Origin of the sequence: Mycobacterium sp. E3247 (assembly GCF_001667785.1) — a bacterium.
Lineage (GTDB): Bacteria > Actinomycetota > Actinomycetes > Mycobacteriales > Mycobacteriaceae > Mycobacterium.
In genome coordinates, this window is sequence record NZ_LZJG01000489.1 from 71,504 (window position 1) to 94,980 (window position 23,477).

Sequence of the window (23,477 nt, forward strand, 5' to 3'; positions counted from 1 at the left end):
GCCTGCGGCGTATGGATGGCTCAGCCGGCGTCTGGATCCTGGGCGGCTGCCAAACCGATTTCGCCCGCAACCTCACCAGAGAGGGCCGCGACTTCGCCGCCCTGACCGCCGAGATCGTCGAGGCCACGCTGGCCTCGGCCAAGATCAACGCCGCCGACATCGAAGTGGTCCACGTGGCGAACGCCTTCGGTGAGATGTTCGCCCGCCAGGGTCACCTCGGGGCGATGCCCGCGACGGTCTGCCCCGATCTCTGGGACACCCCGGCCTCCCGGCACGAGGCCGCGTGCGCGTCGGGCAGCGTCGCCGCCCTGTCCGCGATGGCCGATCTGCGGTCCGGTGCCTATGACACCGCGCTGGTGGTGGGCATCGAGCTCGAGAAGACCGTGCCCGGTGACACCGCGGCGCAACACCTGGGAGCGGCAGCGTGGACGGGTCACGAGGGGGCCGACGCGCGGTACGTGTGGCCGTCGATGTTCGCCGCGGTCGCCGACGAATACGACCGACGCTACGGCTTGGACGACGCACATCTGCGCGCCATTGCGCAGCTGAACTTCGCGAACGCCCGGCGTAACCCCAACGCCCAGACCCGGGCATGGACGGTCCCGGACCCCATCACGGACGACGACACCACCAACCCCGTCACCGAGGGCCGGTTGCGGCGCTTTGACTGCAGCCAAATGACCGACGGTGCCGCAGGATTGGTGTTGGTCGGGGATGCCTGTCTGCGCGATCACCCGGATGCGCGCCCGATCGGCCGCATCGAGGGTTGGGGGCACCGGACGGTGGGACTGGGCCTGCGGCAGAAGCTGGACCGAGCCGCGGACGACCCCTACATCCTTCCGCACGTGCGGGCCGCGGTGCACGATGCGTTGCGGCGCGCCCGGCTGACGCTCGACCACGTCGACGGCTACGAGGTGCACGACTGTTTCACGCCCAGCGAGTACCTGGCCATCGACCACATCGGGTTGACCGGCCCCGGTGAGTCCTGGAAGGCCATCGAAAACGGCGAGATCGAGCTCGGCGGCCGGCTCCCCATCAATCCCAGCGGCGGCCTCATCGGCGGCGGCCACCCGGTCGGGGCCTCCGGCGTGCGCATGCTGCTCGACGCGGCCAAACAGGTCAGTGGCGCGGCCGGCGAGTATCAGGTCGACGGGGCGAGGACGTTCGGCACCCTCAATTTCGGCGGCAGCACCGCCACCACCGTGAGTTTCGTTGTCGCCACGGCGGAAGGCGCGCGACATGGACGTTGAGCTCGTCGGCAAGTTCTTGTCCACACTGCCCGAAGACGACGACCACCCCTACCGCACCGGGCCGTGGCGTCCCCAGACCACCGAGTGGAACGCCGACGACCTCACCGCCGTGGAAGGGCAGATCCCGCACGACCTGGATGGCATCTACCTGCGGAACACCGAAAATCCGCTGCACCCCGCCCTGAAGACGTATCACCCCTTCGACGGCGACGGCATGCTGCACATCGTCGGATTCCGCGATGGAAAAGCCTTCTATCGCAACCGCTTTGTGCGCACCGACGGCTTCCTGGCGGAGAACGAGGCCGGTGAGCCACTCTGGCCGGGGCTGGCCGAGCCCGTGCAGTTGGCCAAGCGCAAGGACGGCTGGAGCGCTCGCACCCTGATGAAGGACGCGTCGAGCACCGACGTCATCGTGCACCGGGGCGTCGCGCTGACCAGCTTCTACCAGTGCGGCGACCTCTACCGCGTCAATCCGTGGTCGGGTGAAACCCTGGGCAAGGAGACCTGGAACGGGCGCTTCCCCACCGAGTGGGGTGTGTCCGCGCACCCGAAGGTGGACAGCAGAACCGGTGAACTGCTGTTCTTCAATTACAGCAAGCGCGACCCGTACATGCGCTACGGCGTGGTCGACGAGAACGGCGAGCTCGTCCACTACGTCGACATTCCCCTGCCCGGGCCGCGGCTGCCGCACGACATGGCATTCACCGAAAACTACGTGATTCTCAACGACTTTCCGTTGTTCTGGGACCCCGTCCTGCTCGAGCAGGACGTGCACCTGCCGGGCTTTCATCCCGACCTGCCGTCGCGTTTCGCGGTCCTGCCCCGCCGGGGCGGAACCGGGGACATCCGATGGTTCGAGGCGGACCCCACGTTCGTGTTGCACTTCGTCAACGCCTACGAGGACGGTGACGAGATCGTGCTCGACGGCTTCTTCGAGGGCGACCCTTCGCCGATTGACAACGGTGGCACCAAGTGGGACAAGCTGTTCCGGTTCCTGGCGCTGGATCGGCTGCAATCCCGGCTGCACCGGTGGCGTTTCAACCTGGCCACCGGCGCCGTGCGCGAGGAGCGGCTGTCGGAGTCGGTCACCGAGTTCGGGACCATCAACCCCGACTACGCCGCAAGCGACTACCGCTACGCCTATGCCGCCACGGGCAAACCGGGCTGGTTCCTCTTCGACGGGCTGGTCAAACACGATCTGCGCACCGGTAGCCAACAGGAATTCTCCTTCGGCGACGGCGTCTACGGCAGCGAGACGGCGATGGCGCCGCGGCGCGGTGCCACCGGCGAGGACGACGGCTACCTGATCACCTTGACCACCGACATGAATACCGACGCCTCGTATTGCGTGGTTCTCGACGCCGCGCGCGTGGCCGACGGCCCGGTATGCAGAATTCAACTGCCGGAGCGCATTTCCAGCGGCACCCATGCGACGTGGGCGCCCGGCGAGCAGCTCCGGCGCTGGGACACCGCGGAGTCGGCGGCGACCGCGGTCGGGCTGTGATGGACGTCCACAAGCCCCGCCGGACCACGCACTGGCCGATGCAGCTGGCGTCGATCGGCGGCATTCGCTTCGCGCGCCGGTCGTCGAACTTCCAAGAGGCGGTGCGGTTTTACCGCGAGCTGGTGGGGTTGCCGCTCTACGAGACGTTCGGCGACAGCTACGGCAGCAACGGCGCGATCTTCGGCCTGCCCAGCTGGAACCTGACCCTGGAGATCGTGGAATCCGTCGAGCCCGTCGCGGTGGACCCCCACGAACAGCTGTGCCTGTACTTCCCCGACCGGCAGGCGCAGCAGGCGGCGATCGTCCGCCTGCAAGCGGCGGGCATCGAACCGGTCGAACAGCATCCGTACTGGGAGGCGACGGGCGCGATCACCTACCGCGACCCCGACGGCCGCGAAATCGTGTTCGCCCCGTTCGTGTTCGGCGTCAACGAGCCCGCCGACAGCTCCGCGTCGGGGACACACGAGTTCCCGTCGCCGTAGAGACCTCAGCGACCGGACCGACCGGAAGCCAGCGCCGCGACGACGGCGGCGATCGAACACACCACCGCACAGACCGCCGCGATCGCGGCGACGTAGAGGCCGTATTGGGCCGACACCGGCGGATTGACGTTGAGCTTGTAGTACCACGCCGTCAGGGCGACGATGAGCAAGGAAATCACCAGCGCCGCAACCGAAGCGAGCCGCACCGCCAGGCCGCGACCCACCATCGCCCCGGTCACCAGCAGCGCCGAGGACAACAGCACGATGAGCTGGCCGGCGCCGAACCCCCGCGGAAGTTCCAAGTTGCCGTGAGCGCCCCCGATGCCGCTGGCCCAGCCCCCGCCGTTGACCGCCGTAGTCAGCCAGGGCAGCCACGAGCTGGCCGAGATCACCAGCGCGAAAAGCGCCACCAGCCAACCAGGGCGCAGCCGGCGAGTCATGTCAGCGAGATTAGCCGACCGGGGACCGGCCCCGTGGGCGTCACGCTAGCGTGGCGCTGCTCGGTCAGCGGTGGCCGCCGCCGGAACCGTTCATGCCGGGGTCGGGCCGAGTGAACACCGTGACGAAGTTCTGCAGCGACGTGTCGATGTCGCCCCGCAGCGCGGCGGCGACGATCATGCCGATCGGCCCGAACAGTGCCGGGCCACCGAGGTGGACGTCGAAGCTGACGACGGAGCCCTCCTCGGCGGGCTGAACTTTGGCCATGAGTTTGACCTTGACGCCACCGACGCCGTCGCCGTTGAGCGTCATGCCCTCCGGTGGCTTGTACCGAACGACCGTCCACCTGATCCGGTTGTACATGCCCTTGACTTCGACGATCGACTCCACGACCGTGCCCTTGTCGATGTCGTCGGGCAGTGTGCTGCGCCACACCCGGTGAATGGTGAGCCAGTCCTTATACCGGGACAGATCCGAGGCATGCTTCCAGGCCACCTCGGGTGGCAGCGGGACGTCGATGGATCCGGAGAGTTTCGCCATGAGCTCAGTTCTGGTTGTCGCCTTTTGCCGCTTGTTCGGCCGCCTTCTTGGCCTCTTCTTGCACTTTGTGGATGGTGTCGGAGTACTTGCCCTGCGTCTTGTCGTCGACGAATTCGCCGGCCTTGTCGATCGCCGTCTCGACCTTGTCGGCGTTCTGCGACAACAGCTCTTTGGCCTTGTCCAGGAATCCCATGTACCCGTCCTTTCCCCGCCGAAATCCTACTTGCCGGGTGGAACCGCACACGCGGGCGATCGGGCGGTCAGCGCCACAACCGCGGGTGCACGCCCAGGATCCGGGCCCGCATCCACCACATCGCCTCGACGGCGGCGGCGCCCAGCACGCCGATCCCCGCGGCGGTCGACGTCACCACGACATCGGAGGGATCGAGCAGGAACGCCTTGCGGGCCAGCGGGAGGCTGAAGATCACCACGTAGGCCAGGCCGGAGCCGATGACCAGCGCGACCCGCCACCACTGGTAGGGCCGCGCCACCACCGCGAGCACCCACAGCGCCGTCATCAGCAGCGTGATCAGGGCCGCGGTCGACGCCTGCTCCTGTTCCTGAAACGTCGCGTGCCGGCCGTGATAGGCCACCAGGTAGGAGGCGAACGTCGCGGCGCCGACGATCAGCCCGGACGGCAACGCCGAAGTGAGCACCCGCCGCACGAACCCGGGATTGGCGCGTTCGTTGTTGGGGGCCAACGACAGGATGAACGCCGGGATTCCGATGGTGAACCACGCGGCGATGGTGACGTGGATGGGCTGGAACGGGTACAGCAGGGGGTCGGCCTTGAGCGGCCCGGCGAACAGGCATTCGATGCCCACCAGCAGCGCCAGCAGGACCGAGTAGACGGTCTTGGTCAAGAACAGGTTGGCCACCCGCTCGATATTGCCGATCACCCGCCGGCCCTCGCCGACGACATACGGCAGGGTGGCAAACCGGTTGTCCAGCAACACGATCTGCGCGACGGCGCGCGATGCCGGGCTGCCGGCTCCCATCGCGACGCCGATGTCGGCATCCTTGAGGGCCAGCACGTCGTTGACGCCGTCGCCGGTCATCGCGACGGTGTGCCCATGCGATTGCAGGGCGTGCACCATCGCCCGCTTCTGGTCGGGCCGCACGCGCCCGAAGGTGGTGTGCGTGTCCAGCGCGTCGGCCAGTTGCGCGGGCCCGGACGGTAGCCGGCGCGCGTCCATGGTTTCACCGCGCAGCCCGAGCTGGTCGGCGACGGCCGCGACGGACACCGCGTTGTCGCCGGAGATCACCTTGACGGAAACCCCTTGTTCGGCAAAGTAATCCAGCGTTTCCGCGGCGTCGGGACGCACCCTTTGCTCGAGGACCACCAGCGCGACGGGGGTGACGCGGCCTGGGGCGTCCGGGTGGTTGACGGCCACGTCGCCGGTGCCCACGAGCAGCACCCGCAGACCTTGCGCGCCGATCCGCTCGGCGCGTTCGGCCGCGGCCGACGCCGGGTCGAGCAGCACATCCGGCGCCCCGATCACCCAGTTGCCGTGGCTGGAGTAGGACACCCCGCTCCACTTGGTGGACGACTTGAACGGCGCGGTCGCCGTGGCGATCCAATCCGGCGGCCGGCGATAGGTCTCGGCGATCGCCTGCATGCTGGCGTTGGGGCGCGGGTCGGCGGCGGCCAGTGCCGCCAGCGCGTCGTCGACGCTGTGCCGCCGTGCCGCTTCGAGTTCCTCGACGCCCGCGACGCGCATGCCGTTCTCGGTGAGCGTGCCCGTCTTGTCCGCGCAGACCACGTCGACCCGCGCGAGTCCCTCGATGGCGGGCAGCTCCTGCACCAGGCACCGGCGCTGGCCGAGCCGGATAACCCCGACGGCGAAGGCGACCGACGTCAACAGCACCAGGCCCTCGGGCACCATCGGCACCAGCGCACCCACCGCCCGCAGCACGGACTGCCGCCAGCCCACGTGGGTGGTGAACAACTGCGTGTAGATCGTCAGCAGTCCGGCCGGCACCAGCAGGTAGGTGATGAACTGCAGGATCCGGTTGATGCCGTTGCGCAGTTCGGATTTGACCAGCGTGAACTTGCTGGCCTCCTCGGCGAGCCTGGCGGCATAGGCCTCCGGTCCCACCTTCGTGGCACGGTAGGCGCCCGTGCCGGCGACGACGAAGCTGCCCGACATCACCGCGTCGCCGACGGCCTTGGTGATGGGGTCGGCCTCGCCGGTCAGCAACGACTCGTCGACCTCCAGGTTGGCCTCTTCGAGGACCTGACCGTCGACGACCACCTGGTCGCCCGGTCCGAGTTCGATGATGTCGTCGAGCACCACCTCGGCGGGCAGCAAGGTGCGGGTCCCGGATTGCCTGCGCACCAGAGGCTTTGCCTGTCCGACGATGGCGAGGGTGTCCAGCGTCTTTTTGGCCCGGATCTCCTGGACCATGCCGACGACGCTGTTGGCCACGATCAGCAGGCCGAACATGCCGTTGATCAGCGAGCCGGTCGCCACCACGATCAGCAGCAACACCCCCAGGATCGCGTTGATGCGGGTGAAGACGTTGGCCCGCACGATGTCCGGGATGCTGCGGGTGGCACGCTCCCGGACGGCGTTGCTCTTGCCTTCAGTGACCCGCTGCGCGACCTCGGCATCGGTCAGGCCCGCGATCATCGGGTGAACGTTCCCAGCTTGTCGGAGTCGTAGTACTCAAGGTTCAGTGTCGGCCCCGCAAATGTTGCCTTGGAAACCGTTCCCGGCGGCGCGTTTTCGTCGGTCAGAGCAAAGGTGAAGGTGTCGCCGTCCCAGTGCGTCAGGGCGACCGTCCGGTTCTTCGGACCCATCGCCAGCTGCAGCGCGCCGTCGTGTTCGGTCACCACGGCGGGTCCCCAGTAATCGTTCCCATAGACCCCGGCATAGTCGACGAGCGGCCTGGGCGGGGCGGGCCGGGCCGGCGGCTGCTTGCCGACCAGCGAGCCCTCGGGATTGTTGAGCCAGCCGATCGCCTTCTGGTACAGAGCCGCCCAATCCTCGCGGATCTGGCCGTACACGACGAGATCCATGAATTCGGCGGTCAGCGTTTCCGGGATGCCGTAGGGCGCGCCGTTCGTCAGCGCGATGATGCCCAGGTTCTCCGCGGGCATGACCACGAAGTTCGTCGCGGCGCCCAGGTCGAAGGCGCCGGAGTGGCTGTATTGGGTGCGCCCCGAGGAATCGACCGACGCGTTGAAGCCGTATCCGTAGAACCCCGAGCGCGCGTTGGGCGCTTTCGCGGGCGCCGAAACGATCTGCGGGCTGGTGGCGGCCAGCAGGGCTTCCGGTGAGGTGATCCGCCAGCCGTCGTATGTTCCGTTGCCCAGCAACATCATCAGCCAGCGGGCCATGTCGTTGACCGAGGAGCTCACCCCGCCGGCAGGCGACTGCGGGTCCGGGTCCCGCTGAAACCGGGCCTCCCACCTGCCCGCGATCTTCATGTGGTTGACCGCGTGGTTGGGCCGTGCGATGAAATCGGCGAAGCGCGAACTGGTCGACGCCATGCCCAGGGGGCGGTAGAGCGCCTCGTCAGACAGGTCCTCCCACGACTTGCCCGCCGCGGCGGCCACCGCCTCGGCGGCGGCGGTCACGCCATAGTTGGTGTAGGCGTAGCTGATCCGAAAGGGGGCGAGCGGCAGATACTTCAGCCGTTCGAGGGTCTGCCGACGGTCGTAGCCCAGGTCTTCAAGCTTGTCACCGGCGTGGTCGGGCAGCCCGGAACGATGCGAATACAGGTCTCCGAGGGTCACGTGGCTGGTGACGTACGGATCGCTCAGCGTCAGCCACGGCAACTTGGCCGCCACCGGGGTGTCCCATGCGACGGCGCCGTCGCTCACTTCATGCGCGACCACCGTCGAGCCGACCGATTTGGACACCGACGCCAGCTGGAAGACCGTGTCGGCGTCCACCTTGTTGTCCTGTCCCTGCCCTCTGCTCGCGTCCTTGATGCCGAAACCCTTGGCGTACAGCACTTTTCCACCGTGGACGACGGCCACCGCCATTCCCGGGACGCCGGTGCTCTTCATCAGGTCACCGACCAGGCCGTCGAGCTTTGCCACCGCCTGATCGATGCGCCCCGCCGGGATCGCCACACCGGACACCTCGTTGGGCGGTGCGTCAGAGAGCGCGGGCGGGCTGGATACCGGTTGCGCGGGCCCACATCCGGTCATGCCGAGCAGCACGGTGACAGCGGCGGCGGCCGCGCGTTTCGTCATGGCGGAACCCTAGCGCGGCGACGATGCGCGCCGCGTGCGGCGCGAGAAGGAGCCGCGCAATTCAACTCAGCGCGGCGAGGTTGCCTGCACCCCGAATCAGAGCCGCCACCAGGCGTTCGATTTGAGCGGCGCCGCGGGATCGATGCGTTGGCCGGGGGCGGGAACCGCCACGTCGACCCGCTCGGGTGCGGCGGCGGCGAGCAGGCGTTCGACCGGCTCGGCCCACGGGTGGGGGGCCAGCCGGAAGGTGCCCCAATGGATCGGCACGAGCAGCCCTTTGTCGGTGAGGTCCCGGTGCGCCCGGACCGCCTCCTCCGGGTTCATGTGGACGTCCGGCCATGCGGTGTTGTAGGCGCCGATGGGCAGCAGGGTCAGGTCGAACGGTCCGTGGTCGGCGCCGATGTGAGCGAAGCTCTTCGTGTAGCCGGTGTCGCCGCCGAAGTACGCGCGGTGGTTCGGGCCGGCGAACGCCCAAGACGCCCACAGCGTCGTATTGCGGTCCAGGAACCGACCCGAAAAGTGGCGCGCCGGAACGCAAGTCACGGTCAGCTCGTCGACCCGGGCGCTCTGATACCAGTCGAGCTCGACGATTCGGTGCTCCGGTATCCCCCAGGCGCGCAGGTGGGCGCCGACACCGAGCGGCACGAAGAACGGCGCCCGCTGCGTGCGCGTCAACGCCAACACCGTGTCGATGTCGAGGTGGTCGTAGTGGTCGTGGCTGATCACCACCGCGTCGACGGCCGGCAACCCTTCCAGTTGCACCGGGGGCGGGTGGAGCCGCTGCGGTCCGACGAGGTCCGACGGCGAGCAGCGATTGCTCCACACCGGGTCGGTGAGCACCCGGTAGCCGTCGATTTCCAGCAGCGCCGTCGAATGGCCGAACCAGCTGACGGCGAGCCGGCGGGGGTCGCCGTCGAACAGGGCCGGCGCGGCCAACGGGATCGGCGCGGCGGGCCGGCTGACGCCCCGGTTGCCGATCAACTCCCACGCGACCAGCCGCAACTCCTCGCGATCCATCGTGAGGGCGGAGGCGGGATCGAGGTTGACGAAGACGCCGTCGCGGTAGTTGGGCGAGCCCTGCGCCACCGCCCTGATGGCGGTGGGGTGGGCACCGAGTGCCGCCGGCGCGCCGTGCAGCGCTCGCACCACCCAGCTGCCGGCCGCCAGCGACGCCGTGCCGGCGGCCAGTCGCAGCGCCCCCCGCAGCATGGCTGTCAGGCCCCCTGGAACTTCGGCGGTCGCTTCTCTATGCGCGCGACCTGGGCCTCGATGACGTCCTGACTCTTCCAGGCTTTGTCGAAGAGTTCCTTGTGCTCCGGCAACGAGTCCTCCATGGCACCGTCGTCGTTGAGCACCCGTTTGGCGTGCTGAATGGCCAGCGGCGCCAGGCCGGAGATCTCGGCGGCCCAGGCCTGGGCGTCGGCGAGTGTCCCGATGCGGTTGGCCATTCCGGTCTGCAGCGCCGCGTCTGCGGTCAGCTTCTCGGCGGTTAGCAGCATCGCGCTGGCCCGGCCGTGACCCACCAGCGAGGACAGTCGCCGGATGCTCCAGTTGTCCAGCGCCAGGCCGTATTTCGACGTCGGGAACTGAAAGAACGCCTCCGGCGCGACGACCCTCAGGTCGCATCGCATGGCCAGCTGCAGGCCCGCGCCGATGGCTGGACCGTTGATGGCGCCGATCAGCGGGATCAGCGTGGCGTCCATCAACTTGTGCAGCTCGATGAGCCGGTCGGGATAGTCGGCGGCGAACGCGTCGCCGCTCAGGTCCGCGCCGGCGCAGAACACCGTGCCCTGGCCGGTCAGCACGATGGCCCGGACGGAGCCGTCGCTCGCCTTCTGGAAGGTTTCCCGGAGCTCCTCGACGAGCTGCGAGTTGAGGGCGTTGCGGCGCTCGGGACGCTGCAGCTCGATGGTCAGCACGGCTTCGTCCTGGGTAACACCGATCATGGCAGCCACCCTATATAGCCTCGTGTCGTGAGTCGTATCACGGCTGCTCAGCTGCGCGACGCGGTGCTCGACGAGGGCTCTTTCATCCGCTGGGACGGCGAGCCGCTCGCCGTGCCGGTCAGCGAGGAGTATTCGCGAGAGCTGGCCGACGCGCGGGCCGCCACCGGCCTGGACGAATCGGTGCTGACCGGCGAGGGCCGCATCTTCGGGCGCCGGGTCGCGGTGGTGGTCTGCGAGTTCGGCTTCCTGGGCGGCTCCATCGGGGTGGCGGCGGCCGAACGGATCACCGCCGCGATGCAGCGGGCGACCGCCGAGCGGCTGCCGCTGCTGGCCTCGCCCAGCTCCGGCGGCACCCGCATGCAGGAGGGCACTGTCGCCTTCCTGCAGATGGTGAAGATCGCCGCCGCCGTCCGGCTGCACAAACAGGCGCACCTGCCCTACCTCGTCTATTTGCGCCACCCCACGACCGGCGGGGTGTTCGCGTCCTGGGGGTCGCTGGGCCACGTCACGGCCGCCGAGCCGGGCGCCCTGATCGGCTTCCTCGGGCCGCGCGTGTACCAGCTGCTCTATGGCGAACCCTTCCCCGAAGGCGTCCAGACGGCGGAGAACCTGCAGCGCCACGGCGTGATCGACGACGTCGTACCGCTGGAGCAGCTGCGCCGGATGCTGGACCGCGCGCTGACGGTCATCGCCGACCCGCCCGGGGCCCTGCCGGCACCGCGGCCGCCCGAACCGATACCCGACGTGCCGGCGTGGGACTCCGTGGTGGCGTCACGGCGCCCCGATCGGCCCGGTGTCGGGCTGCTGCTGCGCCATGGCGCCACCGATCGGGTGCTGTTGTCGGGCACCGGCCAGGGCGATGCGGCGACCACCCTGCTGGCACTGGCCCGCTTCGCCGGACAGCCCGCGGTGGTGCTCGGGCAGCAGCGGGTGGCGGGCGGGATGGTGGGCCCCGCGTCCCTGCGCGAGGCCCGGCGGGGCATGGCGCTGGCCGCCGAACTGCACCTGCCGCTGGTGCTGGTGATCGACACCGCCGGCCCGGCCCTGTCGGCGGAGGCCGAACAGGGTGGGCTCGCCGGCCAGATCGCCCAGTGCCTAGCCGAGCTGGTGACCCTGGACACCCCGACGGTCTCGGTGCTGCTCGGCCAGGGCAGCGGCGGGCCGGCGCTGGCGATGGTTCCCGCCGATCGGGTGCTGTGCGCGCTGCACGGGTGGCTGGCGCCGCTGCCGCCGGAGGGCGCCAGCGCGATCGTCTTCCGTGACACCGCGCACGCCCCCGAACTCGCTGCCGCGCAAGGTATCCGCTCGGCGGACCTGCTGCGGTCCGGAATTGCCGACGTCGTCGTCCCGGAACATCCCGACGCGGCCGACGAGCCGGTCGAGTTCTGCCGGCGACTCGCGCATGCCATCGCCGCCGAGCTGCACGGCCTGCGCGAGCTGCCCGCCGACGAGCGGTTGGCCACCCGATTGCGGCGCTACCGCCGCATCGGAGTGCCCTGAGCGCGGCACAACGCGCGACACGTAAACCACGCCCACGACACGCCGCAAAACGTCACCGTGGTTTAAGTCTCGCGAGTCAGCCCTCCGGCAGGCCGAGATAGCGCTGAATGGTCGGACCGAGCCAGTCGACGATCTCGTCGCGGGTCATCTCCGCGACCGGGGGGAGCCGTAACACGAAGCGGCACAACGCCATCCCCAATATCTGCGTGGCGATGAGCCCCGCCCTCACCCCCACCTCCTCCGCCGGCGCGAGTGAGGCCACCAGCGGCCGGATCTGGTTTCCGAAGATCTCCTGCATCCGTTGCGCCGCTTCGCCGTTGGTCGCGCTCGACCGCAGCAGGATCACCAGCGCCTCGTCGCCCTCCCAGCGTTCGAGAAAGTGCCGCACCAGCGACCGCCCGACCTGCGTCGGCTCGGTCGCCGCGAAGTCGGGAAACCGCAGGTCGAACTCCGCCGCCGCGGCGAACAGCTTGTCCTTGCTGCCGTAATACCGCATCACCATCGCGGGATCGATCCCAGCGTCGGCGGCGATGGCCCGAATCGTCGCACCCTGGAACCCCGCCGCGCCGAACCGCTCGCGCGCCGCCGCCAGGATCGCCGCCTTCGTCTCGTCCGACGACCGTCTCATGTCAACGATTGTAGGCCAACAACTGTTGACATAGCACTAGCGACGCGCGACCATGGAGTTATGCCAACAAGCGTTGACTAACGCATCAGGGAGAGGAGCCAGCCATGAACGACACCGACGTCCTGGTGGTCGGCGCAGGTCCTACCGGCCTCACGCTCGCCGCCGCGCTGCGAGTCCGCGGGATTCGGGTGACACTGGTCGACAAGGTGGCGGAGGGCGCCAACACGTCGCGCGCTGCCGCCGTCAACGCCCGAACCCTCGAGGTGCTCGACGAGCTCGACGTGTCCCGGCGAATGGTCAAGGCGGGCGTGATCGCGCCGCGGTTCACCATGCGGCAGGGCCGGCGCATCTTGATTCCCGTCGACTTCAGCACGCTTCCGACCGAACACCCGTACACGCTGATGCTCTCCCAGGCCGACACCGAGCGGCTGCTGCTCGAGCGCCTGCGGGAGCTGGGCGGTGACGTCGTCCGGCCCAAGGCGCTGAGTCGCATCGCCCAGGACGGCGACGGCGTGACGGCGACGTTCGACGACGGGGACACCATCCGCGCCGCCTACGCCGTCGGGGCGGACGGGATGCACAGCACGGTGCGCACGGAAGCCGGAATCGGCTTCGCCGGTGGCGAATTCGCCGAGTCATTCACGCTCGCCGACGTGCGAGTGACCGGTGAAGCGCCCCGTGACGAGGTGATCCTGTTCTACGCCAAAGACGGCCTGACGGTGCTGGCGCCGCTGCCCGGAGACATCTTCCGCGTCGTCGCGCCGACGGCCGACGCGCCGCTGCAGCCGTCGGCGCGGTTCGTGCAGGCACTGCTGGACACCCGCGGCTTCGGGCCGGGGCGAACGGTCGTGACCGAATTGGTGTGGGGGTCGCGGTTCCACATCCATCACCGCGTCGCCGACAGCTACCGGGCCGGCCGGCTGTTGCTGGCCGGCGACGCCGCCCACGTGCACAGCCCGGCCGGGGGCCAGGGCATGAACCTCGGGATCACCGACGCGATGGCCCTGGCCGGCGCGCTGACCGCGGTTCTGCAAGGAGGCCCGGACGCCGCGCTGGACGCCTACAGCGCCGCGCAGCGCCGACGCGCCGAGCGGGTGCTGAAGCTGACCGGACGGCTGACCCGCATCGCGACGCTGCCGCGCCCGTTGCGCCCCCTGCGCAACACCGGGATGCGTCTGGCCGCCGAGGTTCCCGCGGTCCGTCGGCAGCTGGCGGTGCAGTTGAGCGGGCTGGCCCGACAGTGATCGAACCCCTTCCGGTGACGACCGACGGCGGGGGAAGCGAAACAGGCTGCACCGCAACTGGTTTCGGCGCATGCGTGCCGATGTCAACGGCCAGTTGCGGCGCAGCGTCGAAAACGTAACCTTTTGGGCGTCGGCGGCCCGGCCAGGGCACCGCCGTGATCGGCAATCAGGCAAAATGGGCGGCATGGACACTGGTGGGACCTCGCCCCGCGTGTTGGTCGTCGACGACGACTCCGACGTGCTCGCCTCGCTGGAACGCGGCCTGCGACTGTCCGGATTCGAGGTGTCGACCGCGGTCGACGGCGCGGAAGCCTTGCGCAGCGCCACCGAGACCCGACCGGACGCGATCGTGCTGGACATCAACATGCCCGTGCTGGACGGCGTCAGCGTCGTCACGGCGCTGCGGGCGATGGATAACGACGTCCCGGTCTGCGTGCTGTCGGCGCGCAGCTCGGTCGACGACCGGGTGGCGGGGCTCGAGGCCGGCGCGGACGACTACCTGGTCAAGCCGTTCGTCTTGGCCGAGCTGGTCGCGCGGGTGAAGGCGCTGCTGCGTCGCCGCGGCGCCGTCGCGTCAACCTCCTCGGAGACCATCACGGTGGGCCCGCTGGAGGTCGACATCCCCGGCCGTCGGGCCCGCGTCAACGGCGTCGACGTCGACCTGACCAAGCGGGAGTTCGACCTGCTGGCGGTGCTGGCCGAGCACAAGACCGCGGTGCTGTCGCGCGCGCAGCTGCTGGAGCTGGTCTGGGGCTATGACTTCGCCGCCGACACCAACGTCGTCGACGTGTTCATCGGGTACCTGCGCCGCAAGCTGGAGGCCAATGGCGGTCCCCGGCTGCTGCACACCGTCCGCGGAGTCGGGTTCGTGCTGCGCATGCAGTAGCCAGGTCGAGCGGCGATGAATTTTCTGTCCCGGATCCTCACCCGTACGCCCTCGCTGCGCGCCCGGGTGGTGGTCGCGACGGTCATCGGCGCGGCGATTCCCGTCCTCATCGTCGGCGTCGTCGTCTGGGTGGGCATCACCAACGACCGCAAGGAGCGGCTGGACCGCCGGCTCGACGAGGCCGCCGGTTTCGCGATCCCCTTCCTGCCGCGCGGTCTCGACGAAATCCCCCGCTCCCCCAACGACAACGACGCCATCATGACGGTCCGCCGCGGCGACCAGGTCAGGTCGAATTCCGACGTGACGCTGCCCAGGCTGAGCGTCGACTACGCCGACGCCTACGTCAAAGGTGTGCGCTACCGGGTCCGGACGGTGGAGATTCCCGCGCCGGAGCCCACGTCGCTCGCCGTCGGCGCGACGTATGACGCGACGCTGGCCGAGACCAACAACCTGCACCGGCGGGTCCTGCTGATCTGTGGCTTCGCCATCGGCGCGGCGGCGGTGTTCGCCTGGTTGCTGGCCGCGTTCGCGGTGCGGCCCTTCAAACAGCTTGCGCAGCAGACCCGTTCGATCGACGCCGGAGACGAGGCGCCGCGCGTCGAGGTGCACGGCGCCAGCGAAGCCGTGGAGATCGCCGAGGCAATGCGGGGGATGCTGCAGCGCATTTGGGACGAGCAGAACCGGACCAAGGAGGCGCTCGAGTCGGCCCGCGACTTCGCCGCCGTCTCGTCGCACGAGCTGCGCACCCCCCTGACCGCGATGCGCACCAACCTCGAGGTGCTGTCCACCCTGGACATGACCGACGACCAACGCAAAGAGGTGCTGAGCGACGTCATCCGCACCCAGTCACGGATCGAGGCCACCCTGAGCGCCCTCGAGCGGCTGGCCCAGGGCGAACTGTCGACGTCCGACGATCACGTGCCGGTCGACATCACCGAGCTGCTCGACCGCGCCGCCCACGACGCGATGCGCATCTACCCCGACCTGGACGTGTCACTGGTCCCCTCGCCGACGTGCATCATCGTCGGGTTGCCCGCCGGCCTGCGCCTGGCGGTGGACAACGCGATCGCCAACGCCGTCAAGCACGGCGGCGCCACCCGCGTCCAGCTCTCGGCGGTCAGCTCGCGCGCCGGGGTGGAGATCGCCATCGACGACAACGGCACCGGAGTGCCGGAGGACGAACGCTATGTGGTGTTCGAGCGGTTCTCTCGCGGGTCGACCGCCTCGCATTCGGGCTCGGGGCTGGGGCTGGCGCTGGTGGCCCAACAGGCCCACCTGCACCGCGGGACCGCCGCACTGGAAAGCAGCCCGCTGGGCGGCGCGCGGCTGGTGCTGCGGCTCCCGGGACCCAGCTAGCGCTTCCTCGCCAACCGAGTCGGCCCCCGAGCGGTCGGGCACACTGGAGCGATGGCCGACGGCAAGAAACCGACCGACAACCAAACCCTGGCACACATCCGCGAGCTGGTCGCCGAGGAGAAAGCCCTGCGGGCGCAGCTGCAACAGCGCGACATCTCCCAATCGGAGGAGCATGATCGCCTGCGGCGGCTCGAGGTCGAGCTCGACCAGTGTTGGGACCTGCTGCGGCAACGGCGGGCGCTGCGTGAAACCGGCGGCGACCCGCGCGCGGCCGAGGTGCGTCCGGCCGACGAGGTCGAGGGCTACCTGAGCTGAGCCCGCACCCGGGACACGTCGACGTCGTCGTCGTCGGTGGCGGTCACAACGGCCTGGTCGCGGCGGCCTATCTGGCTCGGGCCGGCCTGCGGGTGCGGTTGCTCGAGCGGCTGGGACACCTTGGCGGAGCCGCCGTCTCGGTGCAAGCCTTCGACGGCGTCGGGGTTCGGCTGTCGCGGTACTCCTACCTGGTCAGCTTGTTGCCGCCAAGCATCGTCGACGACCTGGGCGCCTCGGTGCGGCTGGCCCGGCGGCGGTATTCGTCGTACACGCCCGACCCCGGCACCGACGGCAACCGGGGGCTGCTGATCGGTGCGGGCGCTGACACGTTCGCCGCGATCGGCGCCGGCCCCGACGCGCAGGGGTTCGCCGCCTTCTACCGACGCTGCCGACTGGTGACCCAACCACTGTGGCCAACCCTGCTGGAACCGCTGCGCACCCGCGGGCAGGCCCGCCGGCATGTCGTGGAAAGCGGCGGGCGGCAAGCGGCGGCCGCGTGGCAGGCCCTGATCGACGAGCCGATCGGGGACGCCATCACCGCCGCCGTCAGCGACGACGTGGTCCGCGGCGTGATGGCGACCGACGCGCTGATCGGGACGTTCGCTCGCCTCGGCGACCCGTCGCTGATCCAGAATGTCTGCTTCCTCTATCACGTACTCGGGGGCGGGACCGGGGACTGGGACGTTCCCGTTGGCGGAATGGGCGCGCTGACGGAGGGCCTGGCGGCGGCCGCCATCCGCCATGGTGCCGAAATCACCACCAGTGCAGACGTTTACGCGGTCGAACCGGATGGCGTGGTGCGTTACCGCACCGGCGACCAGGAGCGTCTGATCCGGGCCCGGTTCGTCCTGGCGGGTGTCACGCCGGCGGTGCTGGCCGGACTGCTCGGCGAACGGCCCGCACCGCCTGTCCAGGGCGCACAGGTCAAGGTGAACATGGTGCTGCGGCGGCTACCGCGGTTGCGCGACAACGGCGTCACGCCCGAACAGGCCTTCGCCGGGACGTTCCACGTCAACGAGGCGTGGACGCAACTGGATACGGCGTATGCGCGGGCGGCCGCGGGCGAGGTGCCGAATCCCCTGCCATGCGAGGCGTACTGCCATTCGTTGACCGATCCCAGCATTCTGCCGGCCGGGCTGCGCGACTCGGGTGCGCACACGATGACCGTGTTCGGCCTGCACACCCCGCACTCGCTGTTCGACGGCACCTACTCCGGCGCCCTGCGCGATCGGCTGGCCGACTCGGTACTGGCATCGCTGGATTCCGTTCTGGCCGAACCGATTCAGGGCGTCTTGCTGAGTGACGCCCACGGCCGGCCGTGCATCGAGACGACCACCACCCTGGACCTGCACCGCACGTTGGGGATGACGGCCGGCAACATCTTCCACGGCGGCTTGTCATGGCCCTTCGCCGACGACGACGACCCGCTGGACACCCCGGCGCGGCGATGGGGCGTCGCGACGGCGCACGAGCGGGTCATGCTGTGCGGCTCGGGCGCCCGGCGCGGCGGCGCGGTGTCGGGGATCGGCGGGCACAACGCCGCCATGGCGGTGCTGGCCTCGCTGTGACTCGACTCCGCCGTAGCTAGCGCGCGTCGATCGTCGTGTAGTCGCGTTCGGTGTAGCCGGTGTAGATCTGGCGCGGACGGCCGATCTTGCTGTCACCCTCGTCGTGCATCTCGCGCCAGTGCGCGATCCAGCCGGGCAGCCGGCCCAGCGCGAACAGCACGGTGAACATCCGGACCGGGAAGCCGAGGGCCCGGTAGATCAGCCCGGTGTAGAAGTCGACGTTCGGGTACAACTTGCGCTCGATGAAGTAGTCGTCGGTCAGCGCCGCCTCTTCCAGTTCCTTGGCGATGTCGAGCAGCGGATCGCCGCCGAGCTTGGCCAGGATCTTGTCGGCCTGTTCCTTGACGATGCGGGCGCGGGGGTCGTAGTTCTTGTAGACGCGGTGGCCGAAGCCCATCAGCTTGACGCCCTCTTCGCGGTTCTTCACCTTGCGGACGAACTCGCTGACGTCGTCTCCACTTTCGCGGATCTGGTCGAGCATCTCGAGCACCGCCTGGTTGGCGCCCCCGTGCAGCGGTCCCCACAACGCGTTGATGCCACCGGAGATCGAGGTGAACAGGTTGGCCCGCGACGACCCGACCAGCCGGACCGTCGACGTCGAACAGTTCTGCTCGTGATCGGCGTGCAGGATGAGCAGCATGTCCAGCGCCCGCACCACCTCGGGGTCGGCCTGATAGGGCTCCGCGGGCAGCCCGAACGTCATGCGGAGGAAGTTCTCCACCAACGACATCGAGTTGTCCGGGTAGAGGAACGGCTGGCCGACCGACTTCTTGTACGCGTACGCGGCGATGGTGGGCAGCTTCGCGAGCAGCCGGATGGTCGACAGCTCGACCTGGTTGTTGTCCATCGGGTCGAGCGCGTCGGGGTAGTAGGCGCTCAGCGCGTTCACCACGCTGGACAGCACCGGCATGGGGTGTGCGTTGCGCGGGAAGCCGTCGAAAAAGCGCTTCAGGTCCTCGTGCAGCATGGTGTGCAGCTGGATCCGCTTGGTGAACTCCGCGAGCTGGTCGGAGTCCGGCAGCTCGCCGTAGATCAGCAGATAGCTCACCTCGATGAATGTCGACTTCTCGGCGAGCTGCTCGATCGGGTAGCCGCGGTAACGCAGAATCCCGGCGTCGCCGTCGATGTAGGTGATCGCGCTCTTGCAGGCGGCGGTGTTGACGAAGCCGTTGTCGAAGGTGGTGTGCCCCGTTTTGGACAACAGGGAACCGAGGGCGATCCCGTCAGCACCCTCGGTGGCGCGGACGATCTCGAGGTCGATCTCGCCCCCCGGGTACTTCAGAGTTGCGGTGTCGTCGGTGTCGGCCACGAGAACCCCTTTGCGCTCTGGCTGGTATGGCTGCCCTGACTAGGTGCTTATAGGTGAAGGTAGTCGTTGTCGCGTTCGCGCGCCTGCCCGGGGTCGGCTCTGCGGGACGGCCTGGGTAATCGATCGGGTGCGGCTCCCGCGTCGCGGCGATCCTCGGCCGGGCTAGGGCTGCAGCCGCTCGATCCGAGCGCCGGTGACCCGGATCCGGTTATGCAATCGGTTCTCCCGCCCCTGCCAGAATTCGACCGACTCCGGGGCGAGCAGGTAGCCGCCCCAGCCCGGCGGCACGGGCACCTGCTCGCGGTCGGCGAAGCGTGCGGTCACCTCCGCCAGCTGGTCGAGCAACGCCGCGCGTGACGCGATCGCACGCGACTGGTGCGACGCCCACGCGCCCAGCTGAGAGCCGCGCGGTCGCTTGGACCAGTAGTCCTGGGTGGCATCCGGGGTGACCTTGCTCACCGGGCCGCGGAGGTGGACCTGCCTGCCCAGCTGATACCAGGGAAAGGTCACCGACGCGTATGGCGTCGCCGCCAGGTCGGCCCCCTTGGCGGAGTCATAGTGGGTGAAAAATGTGATCCCGGACTCGTCCACGCTCTTGCACAGGACCGTCCGGCTTGTCGGCCGGCCGTCGGCGACGGTAGCCAGCACCATGGCGTTGGGCTCGGCGACGCCGGACCGTTCCGCGTCGCCGATCCAGTTGCGCAACAAGGCAACCCAACCGTCGTCGAGCCAATCGGTGTCGAGGTCGGGGCTGCCGTCCTTCTCCACCGATCCGTATTCCACGCGCATGCGCTGCAGGCGTTCGGGGTCTGGTCCTGCCATCGCGCCAACGCTACCGGGGCTTGCTACCGGCCGGTAGCGTCCGCCCGAAGGTGGGGTGCGAGAATTTTCGGTATGACTGTGGTCCCCGAGAACTTTGTCCCCGGCCTCGAAGGCGTCGTCGCCTTCACCACCGAGATCGCCGAACCGGATAAAGACGGCGGCGCGCTGCGTTACCGCGGCGTCGACATACAGGATCTGGTGAACCAGCAGGTCACCTTCGGCGACGTGTGGGGCCTGCTGGTCGACGGCAAGTTCGGCCACGGCCTGCCGCCCGCCGAGCCGTTCCCGCTGCCCATCCACACCGGCGACGTGCGCGTCGACGTGCAGGCGGGCCTGGCGATGCTGGCCCCGATCTGGGGGTACAAGCCCCTGCTCGACACCGATGACGCCACCGCACGCGACCAGCTGGCCCGGGCCTCGGTGATGGCGCTGTCCTACGTGGCGCAGTCCGCCCGCGGCATCTACCAGCCCGCCGTCCCGCAGCGCGTGATCGACGAATGCGCAACCGTCACAGCACGTTTCATGACCCGGTGGCAGGGCGAACCGGACCCGCGGCACGTCGAAGCCATCGACGCCTACTGGGTCTCGGCCGCCGAGCACGGCATGAACGCGTCGACGTTCACCGCGCGGGTGATCGCCTCGACCGGTGCCGACGTCGCCGCGGCGCTGTCCGGGGCGATCGGGGCGATGAGCGGGCCGCTGCACGGCGGGGCGCCGGCGCGGGTCCTGCCGATGATCGAAGAGGTCGAGCGCACCGGCGACGCCCGTGGCCTGGTCAAGAAGATCCTGGACAGCGGCGACAAGCTGATGGGCTTCGGGCACCGGGTCTACCGCGCCGAGGACCCGCGGGCGCGAGTGCTCCGCGCGACCGCAGAGCGGCTGGGCGCGCCGCGCCACGAGGTCGCCGTCGCGCTGGAGCAGGCCGCGCTGGCCGAACTGCGCGAGCGTCGCCCGGACCGGGCCATCGAGACCAACGTCGAGTTCTGGGCGGCGGTGATCCTGGACTTCGCGCAGGTGCCGGCCAACATGATGCCGGCGATGTTCACCTGCGGGCGGACCGCGGGCTGGTGTGCGCACATCCTCGAGCAGAAGCGGCTGGGCAAGCTGGTGCGCCCGTCGGCCATCTACGTGGGACCGGCCCCGCGCAGCCCGGAGTCCGTCGAAGGTTGGGACCGCAGCCTCACCCACGCCTGAGGCGGGCCCGGTTGTCGGTGCCCCGCGATTGAATGAGATCGCCGCGATGAGTTTGTGTCGCGGGCGAGGTCATAACTCGCGAGCCCGCCCGCCCCGGGCGGGTCTGGGAGACCGACAGCAAGGAGAACCACGATGGCGATCAACTTCGAACCGGCCCTGTCCCCGCACCTGGTGGTGGATGACGCGGCTGCTGCGATCGACTTCTACGTCAAGGCATTCGGCGCCGAGGAGATCGGGCGGGTGCCTCGCCCCGACGGAAAGCTGGTCCACGCCGCGCTGCGCATCAACGGCTTTATGGTCATGCTCAACGACGATTTCCCGGAGATGTGCGGCGGCAAGTCGATGACGCCCACGTCACTGGGCGGCACCCCGGTGACGATCCACCTGACCGTGACCGACGTCGACGCGAAGTTCCAGCGCGCGCTGGACGCGGGCGCCACCGTGGTGGCGCCGTTGGACGATCAGTTCTGGGGCGACCGCTACGGCGTGGTGGCCGACCCGTTCGGCCACCACTGGTCGATGGGACAGCCGGTCCGCGAGGTCGGTTATGACGAGCTCCAGGCCGCGATGGCGGGGCCGGGCGCGAGTTAGCCGAGCAGCCGGTCCAACAGCCCGCGTCGCGGCGCCGGCGCCGGCCCGGCGGCGGCAGCGGCGGCGAGCATGCCGGCGACGTCGGTGAACTTGCTGCGCGGGCGACCGTCGGCGCCGCCGCGGGTGACCTCGGCGGCGTCGATGGCCCGCCACCCGTGGGCATCGACGGCGTCGGGCTGCCGGACCCGCACCAGCTCGGCCAGCGCCTCGGGTTTCGCCACCGGGTCGCTCAGCCTGCCCGCGTTGAAATCCGCTACCAGGGCGTGCACGGTCTGCAGCGAACAGGATTTGTTGGTGCCGATGAACCCGCTCGGTCCCCGCTTGATCCAGCCCGCGACGTAGGCCCCCGGCACCGGCGCCCCCGAGCCGGGATCGACGACACGGCCGCCGTCGTTGGGGACGACGGCCACCGACTCGTCGAACGGCAGGTCGCGGATGGGCTTGCCGCGGTAGCCAATTGAGGTCAGGACCAGTCCCGCGCTGAGGTCACACAGGTCGTCGGTGCCGGTGACGGCGAACTGAACGCCCGTCGCGCGTTGTTCGCCCAGCACGCGATTCGGGGTGAGCTGATAGGCCAGCCGGATTCGCGGCCGCCCACCGTTGTGGGTTGGTGCCGAATCGGCACCGAGCGAGCTCAGGATCTCCAGCTTGCGCTTGCTCAAGCCGTCCGTGACGGCGGCGAGGTCGGCCGCCACCAGCTCGTGGTCGGCCGCGCTGAGCACGACGTCGGATGAGGTCGTGAGACCGATCAGCTCGGGCAGGGTGAACGCCGACTGGGCGGGGCCCCGGCGGGCGGCCACCACCACCTCGCGGACCGCGGATGCGCGAAGCGCCGCCAACGCGCGGTCGGAGATGTCGGTGCGGGCCAGGTCGTCCGGATCCGCGGTGAGCACGCGCGCCACGTCCAATGCGACGTTTCCGTTGCCGATGATCACCACCCGGTCATGGCCGAGATCGACTGGCAGCTCGGCAAAGTCGGGATGGCCGTTGATCCACGCGACGAGTTCGGTGGCGGTCCCGGTGCCCGGCAGGCCCATGCCCTCGATCTGCAGGCGGCGGTCGTCGGGAGCGCCGACGGCATACACCACGGCGTGGTGGTGGGCCAGCAGATCGGCGTGACTCAAGTGCCTGCCGACCTCGACGTTGAGGTAGAAGCGGAAGCGGCGATGACCGACGACCCGGTCGAACAGCCGGGTGACCCGCTTGGTGTTCTGGTGATCGGGCGCCACCCCGGCGCGCACCAGCCCGTACGGGGTGGGCAGCTTCTCAAAGACGTTGACCCGCACCCCATCCTGGGTGAGCAGCTCGTCGGCGGCATACATCGCCGCAGGCCCGGATCCCACGATGGCCACGGTCAGCGGCTGGCGTCGGGCGCGCACCTGGGCGGCCGGAATCACCGGCGCCAACTTCGACGTCGGCGGCAACTTCTCACCCGGCGGCCGCTCGGGATAGAACGACGCGTTGATCTCGACGAACGGCAACTGCTTGGTGTCCAGCCGGGTGTCCGGAGCGATCGCGCCCACGGGGCAGGCGCTCACACACGCGCCGCAGTCCACGCAGGCCACCGGATCGATGTAGAGCATCTCCGAGGTGGCGAAGCCGGGCTCGTCGGGCGTGGGATGAATGCAGTTCACCGGGCACGCGAAAACGCAGGACCCGTCGTTACAGCACGACTGGGTAATAACGTGCGGCATAGG

General features: G+C 69.4%; 22 protein-coding genes. 11 read left to right on the forward strand and 11 right to left on the reverse strand.

Annotation, left to right across the window (positions count from 1 at the left end):
- The first annotated feature begins 11 nt into the window (after positions 1–11).
- From A9X04_RS24115 to A9X04_RS24125, 3 genes are read left to right on the forward strand one after another with little or no spacing between them, the layout of a single operon-like run.
- Positions 12–1,250 (forward strand): acetyl-CoA acetyltransferase, encoded by a 1,239-nt coding sequence (locus tag A9X04_RS24115; protein WP_067926042.1) that lies wholly within the window; start codon positions 12–14, stop codon positions 1,248–1,250.
- A complete protein-coding gene (locus A9X04_RS24120) occupies positions 1,240–2,754 on the forward strand; it encodes a carotenoid oxygenase family protein (RefSeq protein ID WP_067926045.1) in 1,515 nt (504 codons plus the stop codon). The genes A9X04_RS24115 and A9X04_RS24120 overlap by 11 nt, the downstream gene beginning before the upstream one ends.
- Complete coding sequence (locus A9X04_RS24125; RefSeq protein ID WP_067926053.1) at positions 2,754–3,236, forward strand: VOC family protein; 483 nt, start codon at positions 2,754–2,756, stop codon at positions 3,234–3,236. Before A9X04_RS24120 ends, A9X04_RS24125 begins: the two co-directional genes overlap by 1 nt.
- A 5-nt stretch (positions 3,237–3,241) precedes the next feature.
- Here A9X04_RS24125 and A9X04_RS24130 read toward each other — a convergent pair whose 3' ends face one another.
- The 7 genes from A9X04_RS24130 to A9X04_RS24160 form a co-directional block, all read right to left on the reverse strand.
- Positions 3,242–3,676: a hypothetical protein gene (locus A9X04_RS24130; RefSeq protein WP_067926056.1), complete on the reverse strand. Its 435-nt coding sequence runs from the start codon at positions 3,674–3,676 to the stop codon at positions 3,242–3,244.
- 64 nt (positions 3,677–3,740) lie between these two features.
- Positions 3,741–4,214, reverse strand: a complete 474-nt coding sequence (locus A9X04_RS24135) for an SRPBCC family protein (protein ID WP_067926058.1) — start codon at positions 4,212–4,214, stop codon at positions 3,741–3,743.
- A 4-nt stretch (positions 4,215–4,218) separates the two neighbouring features.
- Positions 4,219–4,407 carry an antitoxin gene (locus A9X04_RS24140; protein ID WP_067926061.1) on the reverse strand — a complete coding sequence of 63 codons (189 nt, stop codon included), beginning with the start codon at positions 4,405–4,407 and terminating at the stop codon, positions 4,219–4,221.
- A 67-nt stretch (positions 4,408–4,474) separates the two neighbouring features.
- Entirely contained in the window at positions 4,475–6,847 is a 2,373-nt protein-coding gene (locus A9X04_RS24145; RefSeq protein WP_067926064.1) for a cation-translocating P-type ATPase, read from the reverse strand.
- Positions 6,844–8,421, reverse strand: a complete 1,578-nt coding sequence (locus A9X04_RS24150) for a serine hydrolase (protein ID WP_067926067.1) — start codon at positions 8,419–8,421, stop codon at positions 6,844–6,846. The genes A9X04_RS24145 and A9X04_RS24150 overlap by 4 nt, the downstream gene beginning before the upstream one ends.
- A 96-nt stretch (positions 8,422–8,517) precedes the next feature.
- A complete protein-coding gene (locus tag A9X04_RS24155) occupies positions 8,518–9,630 on the reverse strand; it encodes an MBL fold metallo-hydrolase (RefSeq protein WP_156764516.1) in 1,113 nt (370 codons plus the stop codon).
- Positions 9,631–9,635: 5 nt separating this feature from the next.
- Entirely contained in the window at positions 9,636–10,367 is a 732-nt protein-coding gene (locus A9X04_RS24160) for an enoyl-CoA hydratase (protein ID WP_067926070.1), read from the reverse strand.
- A gap of 27 nt (positions 10,368–10,394) precedes the next feature.
- Between A9X04_RS24160 and A9X04_RS24165 the strand changes: the two genes are divergently transcribed.
- Complete coding sequence (locus tag A9X04_RS24165) at positions 10,395–11,867, forward strand: carboxyl transferase domain-containing protein (protein ID WP_067926072.1); 1,473 nt, start codon at positions 10,395–10,397, stop codon at positions 11,865–11,867.
- Positions 11,868–11,943: 76 nt separating this feature from the next.
- On the opposite strand, the gene A9X04_RS24170 is transcribed toward A9X04_RS24165, so the two are convergent.
- Positions 11,944–12,495: a TetR/AcrR family transcriptional regulator gene (locus A9X04_RS24170; RefSeq protein WP_067926075.1), complete on the reverse strand. Its 552-nt coding sequence runs from the start codon at positions 12,493–12,495 to the stop codon at positions 11,944–11,946.
- Positions 12,496–12,599: 104 nt separating this feature from the next.
- Here A9X04_RS24170 and A9X04_RS24175 point away from each other — a divergent pair, with 104 nt between their 5' ends.
- The 5 genes from A9X04_RS24175 to A9X04_RS24195 all read left to right on the forward strand — a co-directional run bounded on the left by A9X04_RS24175 (position 12,600) and on the right by A9X04_RS24195 (position 17,864).
- Positions 12,600–13,739: an FAD-dependent oxidoreductase gene (locus A9X04_RS24175; protein WP_067926078.1), complete on the forward strand. Its 1,140-nt coding sequence runs from the start codon at positions 12,600–12,602 to the stop codon at positions 13,737–13,739.
- Positions 13,740–13,914: 175 nt separating this feature from the next.
- Complete coding sequence (gene prrA / locus A9X04_RS24180; protein ID WP_102419630.1) at positions 13,915–14,625, forward strand: two-component system response regulator PrrA; 711 nt, start codon at positions 13,915–13,917, stop codon at positions 14,623–14,625.
- A gap of 15 nt (positions 14,626–14,640) precedes the next feature.
- Positions 14,641–15,981 (forward strand): HAMP domain-containing sensor histidine kinase, encoded by a 1,341-nt coding sequence (locus A9X04_RS24185; RefSeq protein WP_067926081.1) that lies wholly within the window; start codon positions 14,641–14,643, stop codon positions 15,979–15,981.
- Positions 15,982–16,032: 51 nt separating this feature from the next.
- Positions 16,033–16,296 carry a DUF2630 family protein gene (locus A9X04_RS24190; RefSeq protein ID WP_067926083.1) on the forward strand — a complete coding sequence of 88 codons (264 nt, stop codon included), beginning with the start codon at positions 16,033–16,035 and terminating at the stop codon, positions 16,294–16,296.
- Positions 16,293–17,864, forward strand: a complete 1,572-nt coding sequence (locus tag A9X04_RS24195; RefSeq protein ID WP_067926085.1) for an NAD(P)/FAD-dependent oxidoreductase — start codon at positions 16,293–16,295, stop codon at positions 17,862–17,864. Before A9X04_RS24190 ends, A9X04_RS24195 begins: the two co-directional genes overlap by 4 nt.
- A 16-nt stretch (positions 17,865–17,880) precedes the next feature.
- Here A9X04_RS24195 and A9X04_RS24200 read toward each other — a convergent pair whose 3' ends face one another.
- Both A9X04_RS24200 and pdxH read right to left on the reverse strand, forming a co-directional pair.
- Positions 17,881–19,173: a citrate synthase gene (locus A9X04_RS24200; protein ID WP_067926087.1), complete on the reverse strand. Its 1,293-nt coding sequence runs from the start codon at positions 19,171–19,173 to the stop codon at positions 17,881–17,883.
- Positions 19,174–19,335: 162 nt separating this feature from the next.
- Positions 19,336–19,995: a pyridoxamine 5'-phosphate oxidase gene (gene pdxH, locus A9X04_RS24205; protein WP_067926090.1), complete on the reverse strand. Its 660-nt coding sequence runs from the start codon at positions 19,993–19,995 to the stop codon at positions 19,336–19,338.
- 72 nt (positions 19,996–20,067) lie between these two features.
- On the opposite strand from pdxH, the gene A9X04_RS24210 reads away from it, so the two are divergent.
- Positions 20,068–21,189, forward strand: a complete 1,122-nt coding sequence (locus A9X04_RS24210) for a citrate synthase 2 (protein ID WP_067926091.1) — start codon at positions 20,068–20,070, stop codon at positions 21,187–21,189.
- A gap of 132 nt (positions 21,190–21,321) precedes the next feature.
- Positions 21,322–21,780, forward strand: coding sequence for a VOC family protein (locus A9X04_RS24215; RefSeq protein ID WP_067926094.1), 459 nt, complete (start codon positions 21,322–21,324; stop codon positions 21,778–21,780).
- Here A9X04_RS24215 and A9X04_RS24220 read toward each other — a convergent pair.
- Positions 21,777–23,474, reverse strand: a complete 1,698-nt coding sequence (locus A9X04_RS24220) for an FAD-dependent oxidoreductase (protein ID WP_067926097.1) — start codon at positions 23,472–23,474, stop codon at positions 21,777–21,779. The genes A9X04_RS24215 and A9X04_RS24220 overlap by 4 nt on opposite strands.
- Positions 23,475–23,477 lie beyond the last annotated feature (3 nt).